Genomic DNA, 18,157 nt, shown 5'->3' with positions numbered 1-18,157 from the left:
ATAAGGAGGAAATATGCAAAAAGCCAACTTTATAAAATGGTTACTAAGCATTTTATCTGGTGTCCTGCTAATATCTGGCTGCTCCAAAGCAGTATCTAGCTCAGATGGGAATACTTTGCCAGCAAATGATACATTTAATCGCAGTATTTTGATTGAGCGCTCTACCGTTATTCCGGTAATAGACGGCAACCCAACCACTAGCGGTGTATATGTGCGAAACATGACTGATAAAACGATAAGCAATATTAGCTATACGATTATCCATTATAATGTATCAGACAATGTTGTCCTGAATACCAGTGATTGTCATCAAATTGCGTCTAGGTCAAGCTGTTTGCTTCGCTTCACTACTCCTAGGTTATCAAAGGGTGCAAGTGGTAGTGCCGTTATCTCTGCAAATTTTAATACTGATCAACATACCAATCAGTTGATTAATTATCGGTACTTTCCAAGTAGTGATTATCATGGCGTAAACTTCAGTGATAATACAGTTCTTTTTGGTCCGAACGATTATACTACAGTGTATGTGTTTGCAGGTAATGGACAGAGTTTTGATAACGTAGGGTTTATTCCCAGTGATATGAGCATATCTGTAAATAATGGGTTACATGATGATGCAATGGTAAATATTACTAAAAATCAGGTACTGCCTCTGGAAATAATGTCATCAAAAGATATTATAAATAATCATCCTACTATTAGTTATTATCAACGTAAGAGTAAAGGCTTAAGGAATGTTCCAAAAGATAGTCTGCGTTCTGCCAATAATAGTAACGTACTGGAGGTTACCGTTACTAGCGTATACCACGGTAATATTGCAATGAGCAATTTACCTGTCCTAAAGCCTAGTCAGGAATCTGCTATTTTGACTTTAATAAATAATGGTAATGTAGCTATAGATAACTTACAAATATCTCAGGATAATCCGATAGATATCAGGTTAATTGCTACAGATATGCTTCCGTGTGGACAGCACCTTGATGTAGGCGAAGTATGTTACATTAAAGTTTATCATGTTAATCCTGTAAGTAGTGGTTCAACAAATATCAATGTACAATATACCGATATGTATAATGCAACCATGACTAAAAGTCAGTTAGTTACTTATTATGCTTCTAATGTAGAACCAGTACTTACCATTATTCCTGAGCAAAGTATGATCACTTTGAAAACCCAGACAATTGAACCCCTCAGCTTTACGGTTACCAATATTGGTGCTGCGCCATTTACTTTTACCGATTCTATTATCCGGTCTTATTTTTCTTTATCTGGCACTAGTGCAGCTATTGTATCAAATAATTGTGGTGCTGAATTATTACCGTTGGGTAGTTGTAATATTTCTGTGGAATTAACCAGTACTGGCTCAGCGCAAGATTCTGGTTATATTTATCTGCTAATTAAAGGCAGCTATGACGTGAAAAATTATAGTTACGTGAGTCTACGTTCGATGGTTACAGTCATGGATGTAATTTTGCCCCAAATAACTTCAACTATCCCTGTAGATGGTGATGCTAGTGTTAATGTTAGTACCCCCATTTCTATAAATTTTAATGAACCCATGGATCCACAGACACTAACCTCTGATAATATAAAACTATATAAGGTTTCGGATAATAGTAATATTCCATTAGTACAAACACCAACTGGTCCAAGCAATAATAACCAGAGTGTAACTTTTGTTTTAGCAAATGGTATCTTGGAAAATAATACGGAATATAAACTGGTTCTTAATGAAGCACAGATCTGGGATGCTTCACCGCAACATAATCCATTGGGTAGTGGTGAAACAACAGTTAGCACTTTTACATCTGGAGTTTATGCAACTACAACAATCATCGCAGCCCAGCCAGCTAATAATGCAACTTTGGTTTCTCTAACTCCAACAATGACAATTACATTTAGTAATGCAATGGATGAAACAACGATAAATGCTACTAATATTTGGTTACAAAGAACTACAGGGGATAGCAGCCATATTCCAGTAAATATAACTTATGATTACTTATCTCAACAGGCTATCCTTACTTTTGCGGGGTATCACCGCTAACAGATCTAACCGGGTATAAAATAGTATTAAACCAGACTCAGTTACAAGACCGCAATGGACAAAACCTAGGAATAGATGCTGCTTACACGGTTACACAGTTTACTACTGGTGATTTTACTGCACCAACTTTAGTGTCTTTTTCACCAGCCAATGGACTTTCCGGTAGCAATAGTGTGGGTGGATTTCCCGATATCTCGCTTACCTTTAGTGAAGCTATTGTAGAAAATTCTATTGTTGCAGCAGGAGCTGTTCGGCTTCAGAAAGCTGATGGAACTCCTGTACCTATTGGATATATCAGTAAGTCAAATGGGGATAAAACCTATACCTTTAAACCCTCCTCCAATTTAAAGGGTGGAACATATAAGCTAATAGTTAATTCAACGATGATTTCTGATATATATGGAAATAAGCTGGGTACGGATACTGATGAAGTTGTTACTACATTTAATTCGGCTTCACGTATATTTGTAACCAGCGGTGCTTGGAATGGTGATTTAGGTGGACTTGGTGGTGCAGATAACAAATGCATGAATGATGATAATAATCCTAACAAAGGTAATACAAGTTATCAATATAAAGCTCTACTCGGAGCGAATGATGTCTGTAAAAATCATTTTTTTGAGTGTTTAGATTGGGATCATCAGCAACGCTTCCCAGGAACAAATTGGGTTTTATATCCCGATACGAATTACTACCGGAGTGATGGAACGACGCTTATAACTACAAGTACTGCGGAGGCTAAGTTGCCATCTAGTAATGGTAACTGGACTAATAATATTAGTTTTCAAACTGAGGCATGGACAGGATTTACTGCGGACTGGACTATTCAAACAATTACTCTAATAGATAACTATGCTTGTGATAACTGGACAGTAGGCAATAATTTATCAGTAGAAGGTCATTATGGTAATCCATCAAGTACTGGTGCTTCAACTTGGTCTGGTAGCTCACGTAATTGTGGACAGGTTCAATATTCTATCTACTGTGTTCTCCAATAATATAAATTATTAATCTTACTACATGTAAGTAAATTAATTTCTGGCATGTAGTAAGTTAATTTTTGGAGAAATACTTCTGTTCAATTTCATTATCCAAAATAATAACTCTTGGTTTATATAGGCTTGGTGGGATGTATTTGTCTAACCCCATATTACATGCTAATTCTATCAGTTTTCGGGTATCTACATTAAGTAGTCCCAATTTGTTGGATAATTGATGAGTTATTATTGAAGAGACAGTTCCCCTAGTAATACCTAATACTGTGGCAATTTCTATTTGGCTCAAACCAGCTGTTAGTAGAAATAACACTTCATGCTGGCGTTGTGATAAATTGATCTTTTCAACAAAAGGCTTTAAGGGAACTAGATTCTGCTCTTGACGAATATTATTAATATAATCAACAATCCCATAGAGATAAAAATTATTTCCAATTGCTTGAGTAGCTACTACATTGTCAGTGGTCGGATTAATAATTGGTAGATGGGTGACTATTGTAGCGGAATAATGATTCTTATATGGAATTACATCAATATAATTTATCACTTTTCTTTCTTGCGAAATAATTTGATTTAATTTACCAATTTTTTTAAATAAATTAGCAATTCCTATTAAATCTTCTATTTCTGAGCTTTCACAGATTTTAGCAATGAATTCCAAGTTCATTGTATGATACGACATTCCAACTAATTCTTTATGATCAACCCCATAATTATTAGCACCTTTAATTGATGCTGCAATCACAACCCCATCAGGTGTGAATAACCCAGTGTCAATATCTTGATGAATAAATCCATGAAAGTAAGGAATAACAACCTTATCAAGAAACTCTTTATCATCATTCATCAGCTTATCCTACTTCTATTAAAAATAGTTTTAACTGCTATTTTTAGGGTTAAATATTGTTATAACTAATAAAGTTATTTTTGGCAGCAACAATGGATTCTTCAAATCTTTGATAGTGATGAGTAGCTGCAATTTGATCTTTTTTTACAAACTTGCAATAATAAATTGCGTAGATTTGTCGCCGCATTTGCCACATAATTTGATCAAAGTGCTGGATTTTGTATTTGAGAATTTCATCCGAGCGTAGGTCATAATTTAGACTGGTCGCACTAGTAACAATTTCAGAGAACTTACCGTTAAGAGTATTTCGTAAATCTTCCACAACCAGATATGCATTTAAGCCGAGCATTTCGGAATTAAGCATCCGTTCAACTTTTCCTTCAAGTGTCGTGCATAATTCTCGCTGTAATAAATAATACAGTTTACGTGAGTAATTAAATCTCCTGAATAAAAAGTAATCACCACCAATACATACGACTATTCCAATAATGGTACAGATTATACGATTAACTGAAGTCTGAAAAGGTGTTTCAAGTAAAATAGTAGTAAAGTTATAGGCATTTAGTATAAATACCATCATAGTCATAAATATTACAGTTAGATCATAGCGGCGCTGGTTTGGTACCATCAGTAAGCAGGCAAGTAGAATAAAGGTCAATGGTATCATGCGATAATTTAGCTGGAGCAAATAAATAAGTGGCATGAAGAGGATTATGCCTAGAATAGTACCTTTGCCGCGATTAATTGATTTTTGGATCACTAGCCCTGGTTCGATTGCTGCGGTCATCATTAATACAGTTAGAAAAACCCACCAGTTATGCGGTATGGTAGTGAATAGGTATAGTGCCAGACCAATCCCGTAAACCAGAGTTATCTGACTGAGCCTTGCCATAGCTAGACGACTTCTTAGAGCTGCGTACATATTTTATTCCAGTTTCTGATTGCTTTAGCTAGGTTCTGGTTGGCATATAGGTAATCAAAATCATCAGTATGGTTAATCGCTGCCAATGGCGGGCAAGGTTTTTTATTTTCAAGTGCACTAATGAATATTATCAATTGCTGCTGAAAATTAAACCAGAATGCCTCATTTTTCTCCTCATCAAGTAAATAGGTTAGTGAAAAACTAATATTCCGGATACAGATTACTACCTTGGAAAAATTTATCAAATTTTGTTTGGGTAATAGCCTGCGATAAGCTCGGATAATATTTAAATGTCCAGCTCCAGTTGCGAAATTTATGATTTCAAAGCGGTTAATTACGTCGGTTATCTCACGATTAACTGATTTGACGTATAGTATAAATGCACGATGCCATACTTTGCGATATGGGTTAGGATATAATTTGAAAGCTACGAAAGTTACCATTAATGATAGCATCATACAAAAAAACATGTCTATTGCTATTTGTAGGCTTGCCGGAGGTGTAGTGCTCATGTTTAGTGCACTACCGACGATACAGGTCATAATAAATGGTTTTAATTTAGGGAAAAAGTTGTTGCTTAGATAGTAGGTTACCAGAAAAAAACCAATTGCATAAAATAACAAAAAGAATTTATACGGAAATAGCAGGTAAAAAGTTACGCAACCAAATCCACATAATAAAAAAGAACTAACCAGAAATTTATCTTTTTCCGCAAAGGTTGTAAAGCTTTGTGATTCATAAAATCCAGCTAATAACATTGGTCCGGCGCAGTAGGCAGTAAATACATCTGGTCTAGCGATCCAATTAAATGCAGTTAGCCATGTTGCCAGATAAAGCCCCTTATGGAGGATTATCCGTTGGGTATAATATGGATCAACCTTTTCTAGCCAGCTACTTAGTCTGAATATAGACATAAGCACTTGTTCCTACACGAAGCGGATATTTAGGGTCTGGATCCATAACCTTAATCTGTACCGGCATACGCTGAGGTAAGAGAACCCACTGATTTTCATTGGTAACATTTTGCATCTGCGATCTGTTATCAGTTGTTTGGCGGTTAGCCGCCCAATAATCTGAGATAATTTTGCCATGAAATACTTTTTGTCCCAGATAAATCCTCGGGAATATCAGAACATCATCTCCCGTTTGGACATTTCTTAAATCAGTCTCATTGAAATTTGCCTGAAAGTAAGTTTCTCTTGTCTCGACAAATGAAAATAGTGGTTGATTGATATTTACTGGCGTACCAAGGCTTACAAAAAAGTTCTGGATTATCCCATCATCTTCAGCATAAACTATCGTTTCATCAAGATCTACTTTAGCATTTTTGACTTTTGCTGTTAAAGAGGCAATTTCTTTTTCGGCTGCAACAATACTTTCCTTATCCAGTTCAATTTGCTTTTGTGCTGCTAACCAAGTAGCTTTAGCTGCTTTGGTCGCTTGTTCCGAATTTTGTAGTGTCATTTTTGAAATAGCATTTATCTTATAGGCTTGTTGGTATTTTTCATCATCTTGTGCTAGTTTTACATAAGTTGCTTCCTGATTGACACTTATTTGTTGATCCCGTTCAAGAGTCTTTTTTGCTACTTGCAATTTGGCTTTGGCTGCTTCAAGATCTGCGCTTAACTGTTCATAAGCATATTGATATGGTTTATCAAATACGGTAAATAATTTTTGACCTTTATGCACATAGTCGCCATTTTTTATGTAGATATTGGTAACATAACCGCGTACCTGAGCGGCAACCGGGCGGACATTATTCACCACAAAAGCATTATCGGTAATTGGGAACAGATAAGAGAAAATATAAATTAGAGCAGTTAGGCTACCTAATCCAATTACCACATTGGCAAAATTCAGATGACGTTTAAGTTTTCTTATTAATAAGCGTATCATTCTTTATCCTGAGTTATTTCTGTTTCACGATTATATTTGTATCCGCCAGCAAGATTCTGGTAGAGGTTTACCAATGATAATGCTTGCTGTAATTTACTTTGATTTAACACTAATGCCAGTTTATCTAAATCAAGTTTATTATTGATAAGTTCTGGGTAGGATAAGATTCCTGATTTATAAAGACCCTGATAAAGATTATATTTTTTATTTAGTTCAATATATGCTTCTTTGGTATTTTCGTAGTTCTTACTGGTGCTTTGATTCGTAATGTAACTGTTATCAACTTCCTTGAGGATCTTTCGGACTGTTTGGATATATTGATATACTGTTCCTTTATAGGCACCTTTTTGTGCTTCAATTTGCCCAAAAGTTGCCGGATTTATCTGCCAATTTATATAGGCATCATTCATATTCAGGTATTGGTTTGGATTGGCTACCGTACCATTGAAACTGCCCTGACCAAAAAAACTATCCAGCTGTATCGTTGGGAATAAATTACCATAAGCGACGCCAACACCTTCATGGCTTGATTTAACCATATTTTCTGCCATTATCAAATCTGGACGGTTTTGTAACACCTGTGCGGGTAGGCTACCGGGTTTAAATTTATTAAAATCAATCCGGCTAAAATTATCACTACTATTGATCTTGCCAGGGTTCTGGTTTAGCAGATACTTGATTGAGTTTTGACTGATTACTATATTTTGGTTAACCAAATTAATTTGTGCCTGAATCAGCTTTTCATTTGCAGTCAATTGGGTTAAATCAATATTATCACGCAAGCCAATTTTTAGCTGCGACTTGGTCAGATCAATAAGTGTTTGACTATCTTTATCTAGGGCAGTTAATAACTTTAGTTGCTCTTGACTACTGATAAGCGTAAAGTAACTCGCGGCAATTTGGCTAATTAATGTCAGACGAACACCATCAACCATTGCTTGGTTAACTGCTACATTATATTTTGCTTGCTGTTGCTGTTTATAAATCTTGAAGATATTTGGTACGTATTGCGGCCAGATACCGAAAAACGTACCAGGATTACCAAATGCCGGGTTTGATGAGTAACCTGCATAGATACTTACAAATGGTATCCAACTTAGTTGCGCTTGTTTTAAAATACCTTCTGCCTGTTCCAGATTACTGATTGCAATTTTTATTTCCAGATTATTATTAAGCCCACTTTCAATCAGTTTATTTAGCTGTGGATCATTAAATTGTTGCCACCATGCTAGATATGGGAGACTTTCAATATTAGAGTAGTAGTCACCTGCTGAATTAAATTTTTGTGGTGCATCAACTTCAGGCGTTGTAGGCGATTTAATCCAGCTACAAGCGCTAATAAAGATTATGCTCAAAAGAATAATGATATTTTGCATGTTATTTTGTCTTTAGGCTTATCAATGAGCTTGAATAACTCTGTAGCTGATTCTGGGTTTTTATAATTAACTCGCCATTTGTGCCAATATCATAATGGATACCTCTAGCTATTTCAACTCCATTTTCGATTAAAGAGACCTCTTCATTTAGATGCATGCAGTTATCTAACCACTCGCGGCGAATTAGGGCAAAGCCAAATAACACAAATTCACTCAGAATATTATCCAGTACAAGTGTTAAATCAGCAAGTAGCTGATTCCGTTCCCAGTTTCTGAAATTATCTAGTCCAATTCCAATTACTACCTTGCTCATATTGGTAGAGATGCGGCTTTCAACCAGAATTCCGGCAACTTTTTGTTGATCAACATAAATATCATTTGGCCATTTAATTTTGTTGGTAATGGAGTAGTTTTTTAGCAGTCGGTTTACCGCGATTGCACTAACTAATGGCAACAGTAAAATATTAACATCGCGTTCAAAATGATAAAGAAAGGATACCGTCAGATCATGTGCAATCGTACTTAGCCACCTGCGTTCAAACCTGCCGCGTCCGGCATATTGCCAGTTGCAGCTAATAATTGTTTTATCCGCTAAGGTATTGATGTTCTCTAACGCGTAGGTATTAGTTGATGGGATGCTATCAAGAATAACCAGCGGATGGTTATTATTTGCCAGTGAAGTTTTGAGCTTTTCTTGGTTTAACCAATTTAGCTGCTTGCTTAGCTGATATTTGCCATTATCTGAGTTAATTAAATCTGGTGCAATCTCTCTGATATGCGCTATTTGACTCAATGTTTGTAGTGAATTTTGATTAAGATGTTCACTTAATTCATGTATCGTTAATGAACTATATTCTTCAAGGGTTTTGAGAAGTTTAATTTCCATTGTTACGTATTTGTTGGACTAGTTTTGTTGTTGAAGTATCGTATAAAAATGGAATCGAGTGAACTTGCCCACCATTAGCAAGAACTTGCTGGCTACCGACAATTTTATCAACAGCCCAATCGCCACCTTTTACCAAGATTTCCGGCATTATCTGCAATATCAGGTTTAATGGTGTATCTTCGTCGAAATAAGTTACAAAATCAACACATTCAAGACTAGCCATGACTGCGAGCCGATTTGCTAGACAATTGATTGGTCTATCATCTCCCTTACCTTGCCGTTTTACTGATTCATCGGTATTAAGTGCTACTATCATTGCGGCACCTAATTCACGTGCCTGAGCAAGATAGGTAACATGCCCACGATGTAAAACATCAAAGCAGCCATTAGTAAAAACTAATGGTGTTTTTGATTTAATGTCACGCAATCTCACAGCTATATTTTCTGGATGAATTATTTTTTGTTCAAATTTAGGTGTAGGGTAGTTCATGGTTGTCTGAAAAGGGTTGCTTAATTACATAATTATACCATGTTTTTCATAACTATATTAATGATGAGTTAGGGTTTAATCTTTGAGTTTTTATGTTATAAGGTAAATTTTAAAGTGGAAATTTTTTGGTGTGTTATTCGAAGAAATTAAAATATTTTATGTCTTACTTACTCCCGCTCAACTACTAACCCATGGCAGCAATCACCTTATGCTTTTGTAGCATTATATCTACAAAAATCAGCAAAAAACTTTAAAAAAAATTTAGTGATTTGAGTAAAAATGAGCTGAATTTCGGCTGATGCCGTCTATTTTAGTTGGCTATGGTTTTATAGCGGTTTTCGATGCTCAATTCCGTGAGAGTCTATAGGGTGTATCTTAGATGTATCAATATACTATGAGATAGACTACTAATCAGGAATTATTCGCTATATGATAATTAATCAAATGTGCCTGATTTTATTGCTATCTAAAAATAGAAATAAAGCGTGGGTTTAGTTCTATAAATCGCTATAGACTGTGCGGGGGGGCTGATATTATATGCTCGTTAAAAAAGTCATAACGGGAAATAATAAAATGAACCTACAGCAATTAGATAAAAAACTATCCCTGAAACAGATAGTATCACTATTACTCACTTCAGCACTAGCAACCGCTTGTTCAAATAGTGGTGGCGGAAGTAATGGTAACAATAATGGCGGAAATGGTGATGTTAGCAGCTTACAGCTGGTAGCCCCAAAAACAATCTATAGCTTACCATCCGAAAGCGGAGCAGGCTATATAGTAATCAATAACCCAACTGGAAGTGCAGTAAAGAACCTTAGCTATAGACTAAACTACCAAACTGGTAGTGGAACATCAGCAGAGATAGATCCGGCAAGTGCAGCTGAGTGTGCTGTAGTAGCAGCGTATAGCCAGTGTAATATAAAAGTAACAATTCCAGCTGGAACAGTAGCTGGTAGCATTGGAGTAAGTGCGGATAATAGTGGTACTAGCTTACTAAGTAAGCTTGGAAGATCATTAAAAGCAGATACGGTGAAGAATGTTGCGTATAGCGGAATAGAACAGGCAGCGTATAATAGCTTAAGCGGAGCGGATGGAGTAACGCTAAGTTACTACCATACGGTGATTAATGGTACACCATATATCTTGGTGAGTGGACTGGTAGCTTCAGCAAATGCAGGTAGCTTCAATAATGTAGTATTGGTAGATAGCAATAATAACCCGATACCAAATCAGCAGCTAATCGCAGGAAGTGGTAGCTACACCCAAGGTAAGACATTTAGTGTATTATTGCCAGCTCCATCAGGGAATAATCTCAGCCAAACAATAAAAGTTCAAACCCAGCAAGTCAATAATGGACAAACAACAGTAGTATCGACAGCGACAACAAGTAGTACGCTGACGACAAAAGAGAATATCGGGATAGCGGAGATGCTGCCATCAGCGGTATACCTAACATCAAGCAGTCCGGAGCAGACAATCAGCTTTGTAAATACCGGGGATGCAATGGCACAGTTACAAGAGCTGACAGCCAATAATCCGAATATCGAGATAGTGTTTAATCCAACAAGTCTGGCAAGCGGTGGAATAACAAGCGCAGTATTAAGATTAAAGAATCCAGAGATAGCTGGGACAAGTGGAAATATAAGCTTATCATACAATAATGGACAGGAACAAACTGTCACGAGTGGTATAGTTGATCAGAATGTAAATCCAGCACCGAGTCCAAGTCCGACACCGCCGCCTACACCGCCTACGCCACCGCCGCCACCTCCAGCGCCAAGAGCCGGATTAACCGCAGCAATTAATCCAGATAGCCAGTTTTATGTAACAACGGCAAGTCCTAGCACCACTAGACAGCTAACACTGACTAATACTGGAGATACTGATGAGACTGCAATAATATTCACCTTACCAGCTAATTTCACCATCAGTAATGGAGCTGACCCAGCTACAGCATGTGCTGTAACCAATCCTACCAGCCCGGCAACGATCAGTAACACGCTCCAGCCGGGAAGTAGCTGTACGGTAACGGTAACTTATAATAATTCAACAGCAACCTCACAGGGAACAGATAATATCAGTATTGCCTATAACTACAATGGAGCAACTCCGGCACCAAGTCCGACAACAGCAGCGGTTAGTTATCAGGTAACGCAGTCAACAGCAAGCCTGAGCGTAAGCCCATCTAGCCATAACTTTGGTAGTATAGTTAATAATAATACAGATGCAAGTGCAGATGTAGAGTTTACGATAACAAATAGTGGTGATATAGCCACCGATGGTACGAGTTTTACCCGTACAATTACAGGTACGAATAATACTATGTTTACTCTGAATAATACCGGTATCGCAGAACAGGATCAATGTAGCACCTCCCTAGCAGCAGGAGCAAGCTGTAAGGTAAATGTGAAATTTGGACCAACAGCTACAGCTGTAAATCCGGCAAGTGCAACCCTAAATGCGAACTATATACCATATAGCGGACAGGGATCGACAGCTGCGACAAGTAGCCTAAGTGGGGTTTCAGTATCAGCAGCCAGTATCAATATAACGGGACCTGTAGCAAGTGGCTTTAGTGGAACTGGAGTTTCAGGTGATCCATATGTGGTAATAACCAATAATAGTGGAACACTAACCTATACCTTTACTAATACGGGTACCCAAGATGCCACAGACTTCTACGTAACCAACAGCACGCTACCTACTGGCTATACAAGAAGTGGTGGTACATGTGCATCATCATCAACTGGCACTAATTTACCGAATACAGGCGGTAGCAATACCTGTACCGTGATCTACACAATCAATAGCGGAACGGCAGGAACTAATAACTTCAATCAGAACGTAATGACAGAGCACTGGACAGATGGAGCAAATCCGTCAGGGACCAGTCAGGCTGTAGGCAGCAATCTAACTTATGTGACGGTACAAGCCCCACCAGCATTATCGATTGCGATAAGTAGCATTGCCGGAACTTCATCAAGCGTAATGGGAACAACTCCGATTACATTTACTGCGACTATAAGTGGTAGTGGCTCATCGACATTAAGTGCGACGCTAGCCAATTCAGTTACTGGGACAATAGTATCAAATCCAAGCCCGTGTGCTTTAGATACGTCAGGAACTACCAGCTGTACCTTTAGCATAATTCCATGGAATACAGCAGGCTTTGCTAATAGTATCGTAGGCACCCCTGGCTACGATCCATTTACGCCGATAGGTACGGATATCACATTATCCGCGACGAATGGAGCAAGCATAACTGGTGTAACAGCCAACACCATCAACTACATTATAACTACACCATATGTATATCTGGCAGCAGACGTGCCTGGAAATGCTACAACCGCAGGAACTGGTATCACTTGGGGAACTGGTGGTGCTGTAGCTACGCGCTTTACAGTAGGTAGTGGACTTGAAGCAAATTGTATTACCGATAATCTTACCGGGCTAATGTGGCCTAAAAATGGGATTATTGGTTTTAAAGCTACTAGTACTGGTGGACCAATCACGCAACCTGATTATGCTAATACTGATCCAACCCTAAATTACCTTAGCTGGGCAAATGCTGCAACAGCGATTAGTAATATGAATGCAGCTACTATTAATTTATGTGGACATAATGACTGGTACTTACCCACAGTTAATGATTTAGCCAGTCTTATTAACGATGCTTATGTGGGTGATCAGGGTGCATGGCTGAGTTTACAAGGTTTTCAGAATGTACGAGCCGATAATTATTGGTCGTCTTCTTTCTACGCGCCTTTTACTGATTTCGCGTGGTTCGTCTACTTCACTGACGGCGTTGTGGCTGCGCGTGATATTACTCGTGATAACTTTGTGTGGCCAGTACGTCTGGTGCAGTGATGGGTTATTTGATAATTAGGCTATTTGGTGTGGCGCTTGCGCCACACGCTATTATCTAGGTAAAAAATGGCTAAATATGAACATCTGCCGATTTATAAAGGTGCGCTTGATCTTGCGGTTTATCTGGAAAAAGCAGTAAGTGGCTTTAGCCGTTACCATAAGTATAGTTTAGGGGCTGATTTACGACGGATTGCCCGCCAGAATATTAGTTTAATCGTGCGAGCTAATTCCGAAACTGATAGATTAGCCACCTTGTTATTACTTCGAAATTCATTAGAAGAATTAATGGTCGGGCTAAGGATTGCCAAAGAATTACAGACCTTTAAAAGCTTGCAAAGTTTTATTTTTGCAATTGAAAAAGTGATTCAGCTTAGTCGCCAGAATGAAGGCTGGATTAAAAGCCTGAAAGAACTGCCAGAACAGCAACTAGTCAAAAAATAGTTGCTGGTGTGCAGAGTTTATCACTGTGCGCTCATGACACCCAGGTGGTATAAATGATAGTTTACCAGCATACCTTTAGACGGGATTGCTGAGTGGATTTTAAGTTTGTGAGCTAATGTACAAGCCAATAATTATTGGTCGTCTTCTAGCTACGCGCCAAATACTAATAACGCGTGGAACGTCAACTTCAATGACGGCAATGTGAATGCGAATGATAAGACTAATAATAACTATGTGTGGCCAGTACGTCTGGAGAGTGATATAGATGCTAAAGACCAAATCTACAGAGGGGGTATTCTCGCTGATAAATTTATATCGCCAGTACTTAAAATGTCGCCGTAATAAGCGTGATCACAATTTACGTTGGCTAGCACGCGAGGTTATCTGTGCTAATTCACAGCAAAATATGTTACTTAAAGGTAATGTGGAGCTATTTAAGCAATTGCCAGCGCATAAAAGTTTATTGAATGCCCCATCAGGTAAAGGCTTACCAATCGGTAATTTAAGTAGTCAATTTTTTGCTAATGTTTATTTGAATCAGTTAGACCAGTTTGTCAAACATCACCTGAAGTGTCGTTACTATGTGCGTTATTGTGATGATTTTATTTTGCTGGATAATTCAAAAGAGCAACTGGAACAGTTTAGACGCCAAATTGAGCAGTTTTTAGCAAAGCGATTATTACTAAAGCTAAACCCACGTTATCATGCGGTATTACCAATCAGCAATGGCATTAACTATCTGGGTTATATCATTCATCGTGAATACCGTTTGGTACGTAAGCGGGTAATTAATAATCTATATGCAAAATTAAGTGAATTATTAGCTAGGCTCTGTAAACATGATGCTAAGGGAACTATATATATTTACTATGACTATTCGCAATTAACTACATTGCGTTCGGTATTGGCATCATATTTGGGACATTTTCAACATGCTAATAGTTATCGTTTGATTGAAAGTATTTGGCAAAGGTTTAGCCAATTAAGCTACTTTTTCGAATTAAAATGGCAGGCTAATGCTAAGGTTAACTTAATACCGCGTTATGTTTTTAAAAGAACTATAGTTGGCGGAATAACTAGCCAGTATGGTTATTATGTTAGTTGTTTTAGGGGGGATATTTTATTTTTTCAGGTTGGCTATTATTATGAATTTTATTATGAGTTACCGTTAGCCATTATTGAGCTATTAAAGCTACGCCGTCTGGAATGTTCCAGCCGCAAGGCTTATTATGGCTTTCCCTGTCATAAGGAAGCTGAATATCTGGCTAAAATTCTGGGGCTGGGGTATAGCGTCGTAATTATTCGCGAAACGGAAAGTTATTTGGGGCGTATAAAACAGCGCCTACCAGTAGTTAAAATTTTTAAACAAGGATTAAATCATGAATAACAAATTATATCAATTATTGGGCTTATTCTTTATCAGTGGCAATGTCTTGGCGGCATCCATAGCAAAAGTTCCTGCGACCGGTGAGACCGGCGGTGTAACAGGCTCAGGAAGTGGTGTTGCCTGGCCAACTACCCGCTTTGTAGTAAGTGGTGACTGTGTAACCGATAATCTGACCGGGCTAATGTGGCCGAAAAATGGCATTATTGGTTTTGAAGCAACTGAAGGTGGTGGACCAATCTCGCAACCAAATTATGCTAATACTGATCCAACTCTAAATAACCTTAGCTGGGCAAATGCTACAATAGCAATTAGTAATATGAATTCAGCATTTATTAAATTATGTGGCTATTCTGACTGGCGCTTACCGAATAAAGTAGAACTAAAAAGTTTGGTAAACTATGGTAATAGTAATCCGGCTAACTGGCTAATTGTTCAGGGTTTTAGTAGTGTACAAGCCGATAATTATTGGTCGTCTTCTAGCTACGCGCCAAATACTAATTTCGCGTGGTACGTCTACTTCAATGACGGCTATGTGGGTGCGGATGATAAGACTGGTAATGGCTATGTGTGGCCAGTCCGTGCTGGACAGTAGATTATTTGATCATTTGATTATTTGCAGGTGCGTAGCACCTGCGAATTGTCACCATCGGGCGCGGCCCCGGGGGTTCATGTTAAAATAACGCCTAGGAATAATTTTTTAAAACATAGCCATGAAAAAACTTCCTATCGGTATCTCTCCTTGGAATGAGTTTTGATAGCCAAACAAGAAATTTGTCAGATATTAAAGCCGAAGAGTTTAGGTTCAGTTAAGATGTTGTATAGGCTACGAAAAACTTTATTGAAAAAGCAGGTCCAACTCAGGTAACAAAATTTCGATTAGTTCAAAAGATTCGCTATTATATGTAAATAGTGACTTTCGCTGCCAAAATTGTTGAGACTGCTGATATTTATGACTTAGTAAGTTAGCGGTAAGTATTGGGTAGTCTTGGAGGTCATTTATTGTAACCAATTCTATTGCCATGTCTGATTCACGCTTTACTTTGCTATCTTTTGCAAAAAGGAATTTCCCAATAGGCGTGGTGCTAGCGTTTTTAAGTAAGCTATGAAAATACTGATTTTTTATATCTGTCTGGCTGCAAGCGACAACAACTGGGATATTATCGAGATTAAGGATAGTATAACGGCGAAAATATTCCTCATGATATGCTTCGGAGAGTAGGGTTACGCTCAGATGGTGCCCTTTTTCTTCCAGTTGTTTGGTCATGGAACCACAGGAACTGAGTAACTCTTCAAATTCGCTATGCTTAGGATACCCCAGTAGCGGTTTAAACTGTACCATATACTACCTGAGCTATTTCTGAATTTTCCAGATTAATCGCAGTTAATTTACGCCCCCAGGCACAGCCAGTATCTAATGCTAGATAGTGTCTATCATGAAAGAAACCTAGCGCTGCCCAGTGACCAAAGACAATTTTTTTGTCGATGCTCGAATCAAATGGTGCGTGAAACCATGGAACCAAATCTTCCGGTACATTTCCAAGCATACCCTTATATTTGTAATCAAGCGAGTAATCATGGCGATTGAGTAAGCGCATTCTGGTACAAGCGTTAATTACAAACTTCATTTTTTTGAAATGATCCATTTCACTATCCCAACTATTTGGCTTATTACCATAAATCCGGTCAATAAAGCGACGGTAGTTGCCTGATTTGAGATTATTGCTTATTGCGTGGCTAATATGCAGTAACTCATTAAAATCCATTTGTGGATAAATCCCCGCATGAACCAGAATATGTTGGCTATCATGATAAATTAATGGGCAGGAGCGAATCCAATCAATATAACGACCAATATTTTTATCACGGAGTAAGGGAGATAGGGTATCTTCGTTATCCGGGCGGATGAGATTGGTATATCTGGCAAGAAGGTATATATCGTGATTACCAAGCACAGTAATGACCGAGTCCTGATTTTTATATAGCCATTTTATTACTTCAAGCGAATCTGGACCGCGGTTTACTAAATCACCAACCAGATAGAGCACATCCTTACTTGGATTGAAATCAATGATTTTAATCAATTGCATGAGTTCTTTATAGCAACCCTGAATATCTCCTATTGCATATCTAGCCATTGACACCCTCTAGTTCGGTTAAAATACAGTTCTTTTATAACACAAAATTTTAGCATAGATGCAAGAACTACTGAATAAATTAAATCCTGCCCAACGTGAGGCGGTTACTCATACTAGTGGTCCATTACTGGTTTTGGCTGGAGCTGGCAGTGGTAAAACTAGAGTGATAACGCATAAGATTGCTTATCTTATCAAGGAGCGTGGCTTTCAGGCCAAACATATTACTGCCATCACTTTTACCAATAAAGCCGCCAAAGAAATGCAGGAGCGAGCGACAAAACTTGTTCAGGGGCTTAATGTTCGTGGCTTAACGATTTGTACGTTTCATGCTTTGGGTTTAAAGATCCTTCGGGAAGAGGCTTTACAGCTTGGTTATAAGAAAAATTTCTCAGTTTTGGATAGCTATGATTGTGGGAAAATTATTAGCGATATTGTTGAGACTACAGATAAGAACATAATTCGTGATTTACAGGGGCAGATTTCTCTCTGGAAGAATGGTTTTATTAGTCCTGAGCAGGTAATGGCTGATAAAAGTGATGAAACATTATGGTTTAAGGCGCAGGTTTATCAGCAATATCAGGATTTACTAAAAGTTTATCAGGCATTTGATTTTGATGACCTAATTCGAGTGCCAGTTGATTTATTATCATCAAATCTTGCTGTTTTGCATAAATGGCAATTGAAGATTCGCTACCTACTGATTGATGAATATCAGGATACCAATACCAGCCAGTATCGGTTGATCAAACTTCTAGGTGGTAGTCAGGGGCAATTTACAGCAGTTGGTGATGATGACCAGTCAATCTACGCTTGGCGTGGAGCTAATTCGGAAAACCTTAAACTACTCCAGACTGATTATCCTAAG

The 18,157-nt window shown here is 38.0% G+C and carries 15 protein-coding genes and 2 pseudogenes; 8 read left to right on the top strand and 9 right to left on the bottom strand.

Translation table 11 applies throughout. The features are described 5' to 3' along the window. Positions 1-13 precede the first annotated feature (13 nt). Both CUN60_RS10035 and CUN60_RS10030 read left to right on the top strand, forming a co-directional pair. On the top strand, positions 14-2,047 hold the full coding sequence (locus tag CUN60_RS10035; RefSeq protein ID WP_102951909.1) for an Ig-like domain-containing domain: 2,034 nt from the start codon (positions 14-16) through the stop codon (positions 2,045-2,047). Positions 2,048-2,178: 131 nt separating this feature from the next. Continuing rightward, positions 2,179-3,045: a DUF1554 domain-containing protein gene (locus CUN60_RS10030; RefSeq protein ID WP_102951908.1), complete on the top strand. Its 867-nt coding sequence runs from the start codon at positions 2,179-2,181 to the stop codon at positions 3,043-3,045. Positions 3,046-3,100: 55 nt separating this feature from the next. Here CUN60_RS10030 and CUN60_RS10025 read toward each other — a convergent pair whose 3' ends face one another. Genes CUN60_RS10025 through rfaE2 form a run of 7 tightly spaced genes read right to left on the bottom strand, consistent with a single transcriptional unit; the run spans position 3,101 to position 9,459 of the window. Continuing rightward, positions 3,101-3,889 carry a helix-turn-helix transcriptional regulator gene (locus CUN60_RS10025; RefSeq protein WP_102951907.1) on the bottom strand — a complete coding sequence of 263 codons (789 nt, stop codon included), beginning with the start codon at positions 3,887-3,889 and terminating at the stop codon, positions 3,101-3,103. Positions 3,890-3,938: 49 nt separating this feature from the next. After that, positions 3,939-4,811, bottom strand: a complete 873-nt coding sequence (locus tag CUN60_RS10020; RefSeq protein ID WP_102951906.1) for an FUSC family protein — start codon at positions 4,809-4,811, stop codon at positions 3,939-3,941. After that, a complete protein-coding gene (locus CUN60_RS10015; protein WP_102951905.1) occupies positions 4,796-5,725 on the bottom strand; it encodes a hypothetical protein in 930 nt (309 codons plus the stop codon). The genes CUN60_RS10020 and CUN60_RS10015 overlap by 16 nt, the downstream gene beginning before the upstream one ends. Beyond that, positions 5,703-6,707 (bottom strand): HlyD family secretion protein, encoded by a 1,005-nt coding sequence (locus CUN60_RS10010; protein ID WP_102951904.1) that lies wholly within the window; start codon positions 6,705-6,707, stop codon positions 5,703-5,705. The genes CUN60_RS10015 and CUN60_RS10010 overlap by 23 nt, the downstream gene beginning before the upstream one ends. Then, on the bottom strand, positions 6,704-8,083 hold the full coding sequence (locus CUN60_RS10005) for a TolC family protein (RefSeq protein WP_102951903.1): 1,380 nt from the start codon (positions 8,081-8,083) through the stop codon (positions 6,704-6,706). The genes CUN60_RS10010 and CUN60_RS10005 overlap by 4 nt, the downstream gene beginning before the upstream one ends. Position 8,084: 1 nt before the next feature. Next, positions 8,085-8,969 carry a biotin--[acetyl-CoA-carboxylase] ligase gene (locus tag CUN60_RS10000; protein ID WP_102951902.1) on the bottom strand — a complete coding sequence of 295 codons (885 nt, stop codon included), beginning with the start codon at positions 8,967-8,969 and terminating at the stop codon, positions 8,085-8,087. Beyond that, a complete protein-coding gene (rfaE2, locus tag CUN60_RS09995; protein ID WP_102951901.1) occupies positions 8,959-9,459 on the bottom strand; it encodes a D-glycero-beta-D-manno-heptose 1-phosphate adenylyltransferase in 501 nt (166 codons plus the stop codon). Before rfaE2 ends, CUN60_RS10000 begins: the two co-directional genes overlap by 11 nt. Before the next feature lie 573 nt (positions 9,460-10,032). Between rfaE2 and CUN60_RS09990 the strand changes: the two genes are divergently transcribed. The 5 genes and pseudogenes from CUN60_RS09990 (at position 10,033) to CUN60_RS09970 (ending at position 15,749) form a co-directional block, all read left to right on the top strand. After that, the gene (locus CUN60_RS09990) at positions 10,033-13,329 is read left to right on the top strand and encodes an Lcl C-terminal domain-containing protein (protein ID WP_158649380.1); all 3,297 of its coding nucleotides are present in this window, start codon (positions 10,033-10,035) and stop codon (positions 13,327-13,329) included. Positions 13,330-13,395: 66 nt separating this feature from the next. Further along, positions 13,396-13,770 carry a four helix bundle protein gene (locus CUN60_RS09985; protein WP_102951899.1) on the top strand — a complete coding sequence of 125 codons (375 nt, stop codon included), beginning with the start codon at positions 13,396-13,398 and terminating at the stop codon, positions 13,768-13,770. Positions 13,771-13,899: 129 nt separating this feature from the next. Then, positions 13,900-14,112, top strand: a pseudogene (locus CUN60_RS13475) (Lcl C-terminal domain-containing protein); the annotation flags it as partial. Next, a complete protein-coding gene (locus CUN60_RS09975; protein ID WP_102951897.1) occupies positions 14,036-15,157 on the top strand; it encodes a reverse transcriptase domain-containing protein in 1,122 nt (373 codons plus the stop codon). The pseudogene CUN60_RS13475 and the gene CUN60_RS09975, both read left to right, overlap by 77 nt. After that, positions 15,150-15,749 carry an Lcl C-terminal domain-containing protein gene (locus CUN60_RS09970; RefSeq protein WP_102951896.1) on the top strand — a complete coding sequence of 200 codons (600 nt, stop codon included), beginning with the start codon at positions 15,150-15,152 and terminating at the stop codon, positions 15,747-15,749. Before CUN60_RS09975 ends, CUN60_RS09970 begins: the two co-directional genes overlap by 8 nt. Positions 15,750-15,992: 243 nt before the next feature. Here the strand turns inward: CUN60_RS09970 and CUN60_RS09965 are convergent, their stop codons facing one another. After that, positions 15,993-16,496 (bottom strand): chorismate--pyruvate lyase family protein, encoded by a 504-nt coding sequence (locus tag CUN60_RS09965; protein WP_102951895.1) that lies wholly within the window; start codon positions 16,494-16,496, stop codon positions 15,993-15,995. Next, positions 16,483-17,292, bottom strand: a complete 810-nt coding sequence (locus tag CUN60_RS09960) for a symmetrical bis(5'-nucleosyl)-tetraphosphatase (RefSeq protein WP_102951894.1) — start codon at positions 17,290-17,292, stop codon at positions 16,483-16,485. The genes CUN60_RS09965 and CUN60_RS09960 overlap by 14 nt, the downstream gene beginning before the upstream one ends. 58 nt (positions 17,293-17,350) lie before the next feature. Between CUN60_RS09960 and CUN60_RS13470 the strand changes: the two are divergent. Continuing rightward, positions 17,351-18,094: pseudogene (locus CUN60_RS13470) on the top strand (ATP-dependent helicase); the annotation flags it as partial. Positions 18,095-18,157: the final 63 nt, after the last annotated feature.

This window comes from Aquella oligotrophica, from assembly GCF_002892535.1.
GTDB lineage: Bacteria > Pseudomonadota > Gammaproteobacteria > Burkholderiales > UBA11063 > Aquella > Aquella oligotrophica.
Note: the sequence above shows the minus strand (reverse complement) of the source record. Positions and strands in the feature narration are given on the sequence as shown.

Coding starts and splice junctions, on each gene's coding strand:
- CUN60_RS09965 (WP_102951895.1), bottom strand. CDS start 16,496: ATGGTACAGTTTAAACCGCTACTGGGGTATCCTAAGCATAGCGAATTT.
- CUN60_RS10025 (WP_102951907.1), bottom strand. CDS start 3,889: ATGAATGATGATAAAGAGTTTCTTGATAAGGTTGTTATTCCTTACTTT.
- rfaE2 (WP_102951901.1), bottom strand. CDS start 9,459: ATGAACTACCCTACACCTAAATTTGAACAAAAAATAATTCATCCAGAA.
- CUN60_RS09970 (WP_102951896.1), top strand. CDS start 15,150: ATGAATAACAAATTATATCAATTATTGGGCTTATTCTTTATCAGTGGC.
- CUN60_RS10035 (WP_102951909.1), top strand. CDS start 14: ATGCAAAAAGCCAACTTTATAAAATGGTTACTAAGCATTTTATCTGGT.
- CUN60_RS10000 (WP_102951902.1), bottom strand. CDS start 8,969: ATGGAAATTAAACTTCTCAAAACCCTTGAAGAATATAGTTCATTAACG.
- CUN60_RS09985 (WP_102951899.1), top strand. CDS start 13,396: ATGGCTAAATATGAACATCTGCCGATTTATAAAGGTGCGCTTGATCTT.
- CUN60_RS10020 (WP_102951906.1), bottom strand. CDS start 4,811: ATGTACGCAGCTCTAAGAAGTCGTCTAGCTATGGCAAGGCTCAGTCAG.
- CUN60_RS09990 (WP_158649380.1), top strand. CDS start 10,033: ATGAACCTACAGCAATTAGATAAAAAACTATCCCTGAAACAGATAGTA.
- CUN60_RS10015 (WP_102951905.1), bottom strand. CDS start 5,725: ATGTCTATATTCAGACTAAGTAGCTGGCTAGAAAAGGTTGATCCATAT.
- CUN60_RS10010 (WP_102951904.1), bottom strand. CDS start 6,707: ATGATACGCTTATTAATAAGAAAACTTAAACGTCATCTGAATTTTGCC.
- CUN60_RS09960 (WP_102951894.1), bottom strand. CDS start 17,292: ATGGCTAGATATGCAATAGGAGATATTCAGGGTTGCTATAAAGAACTC.
- CUN60_RS10005 (WP_102951903.1), bottom strand. CDS start 8,083: ATGCAAAATATCATTATTCTTTTGAGCATAATCTTTATTAGCGCTTGT.
- CUN60_RS09975 (WP_102951897.1), top strand. CDS start 14,036: ATGCTAAAGACCAAATCTACAGAGGGGGTATTCTCGCTGATAAATTTA.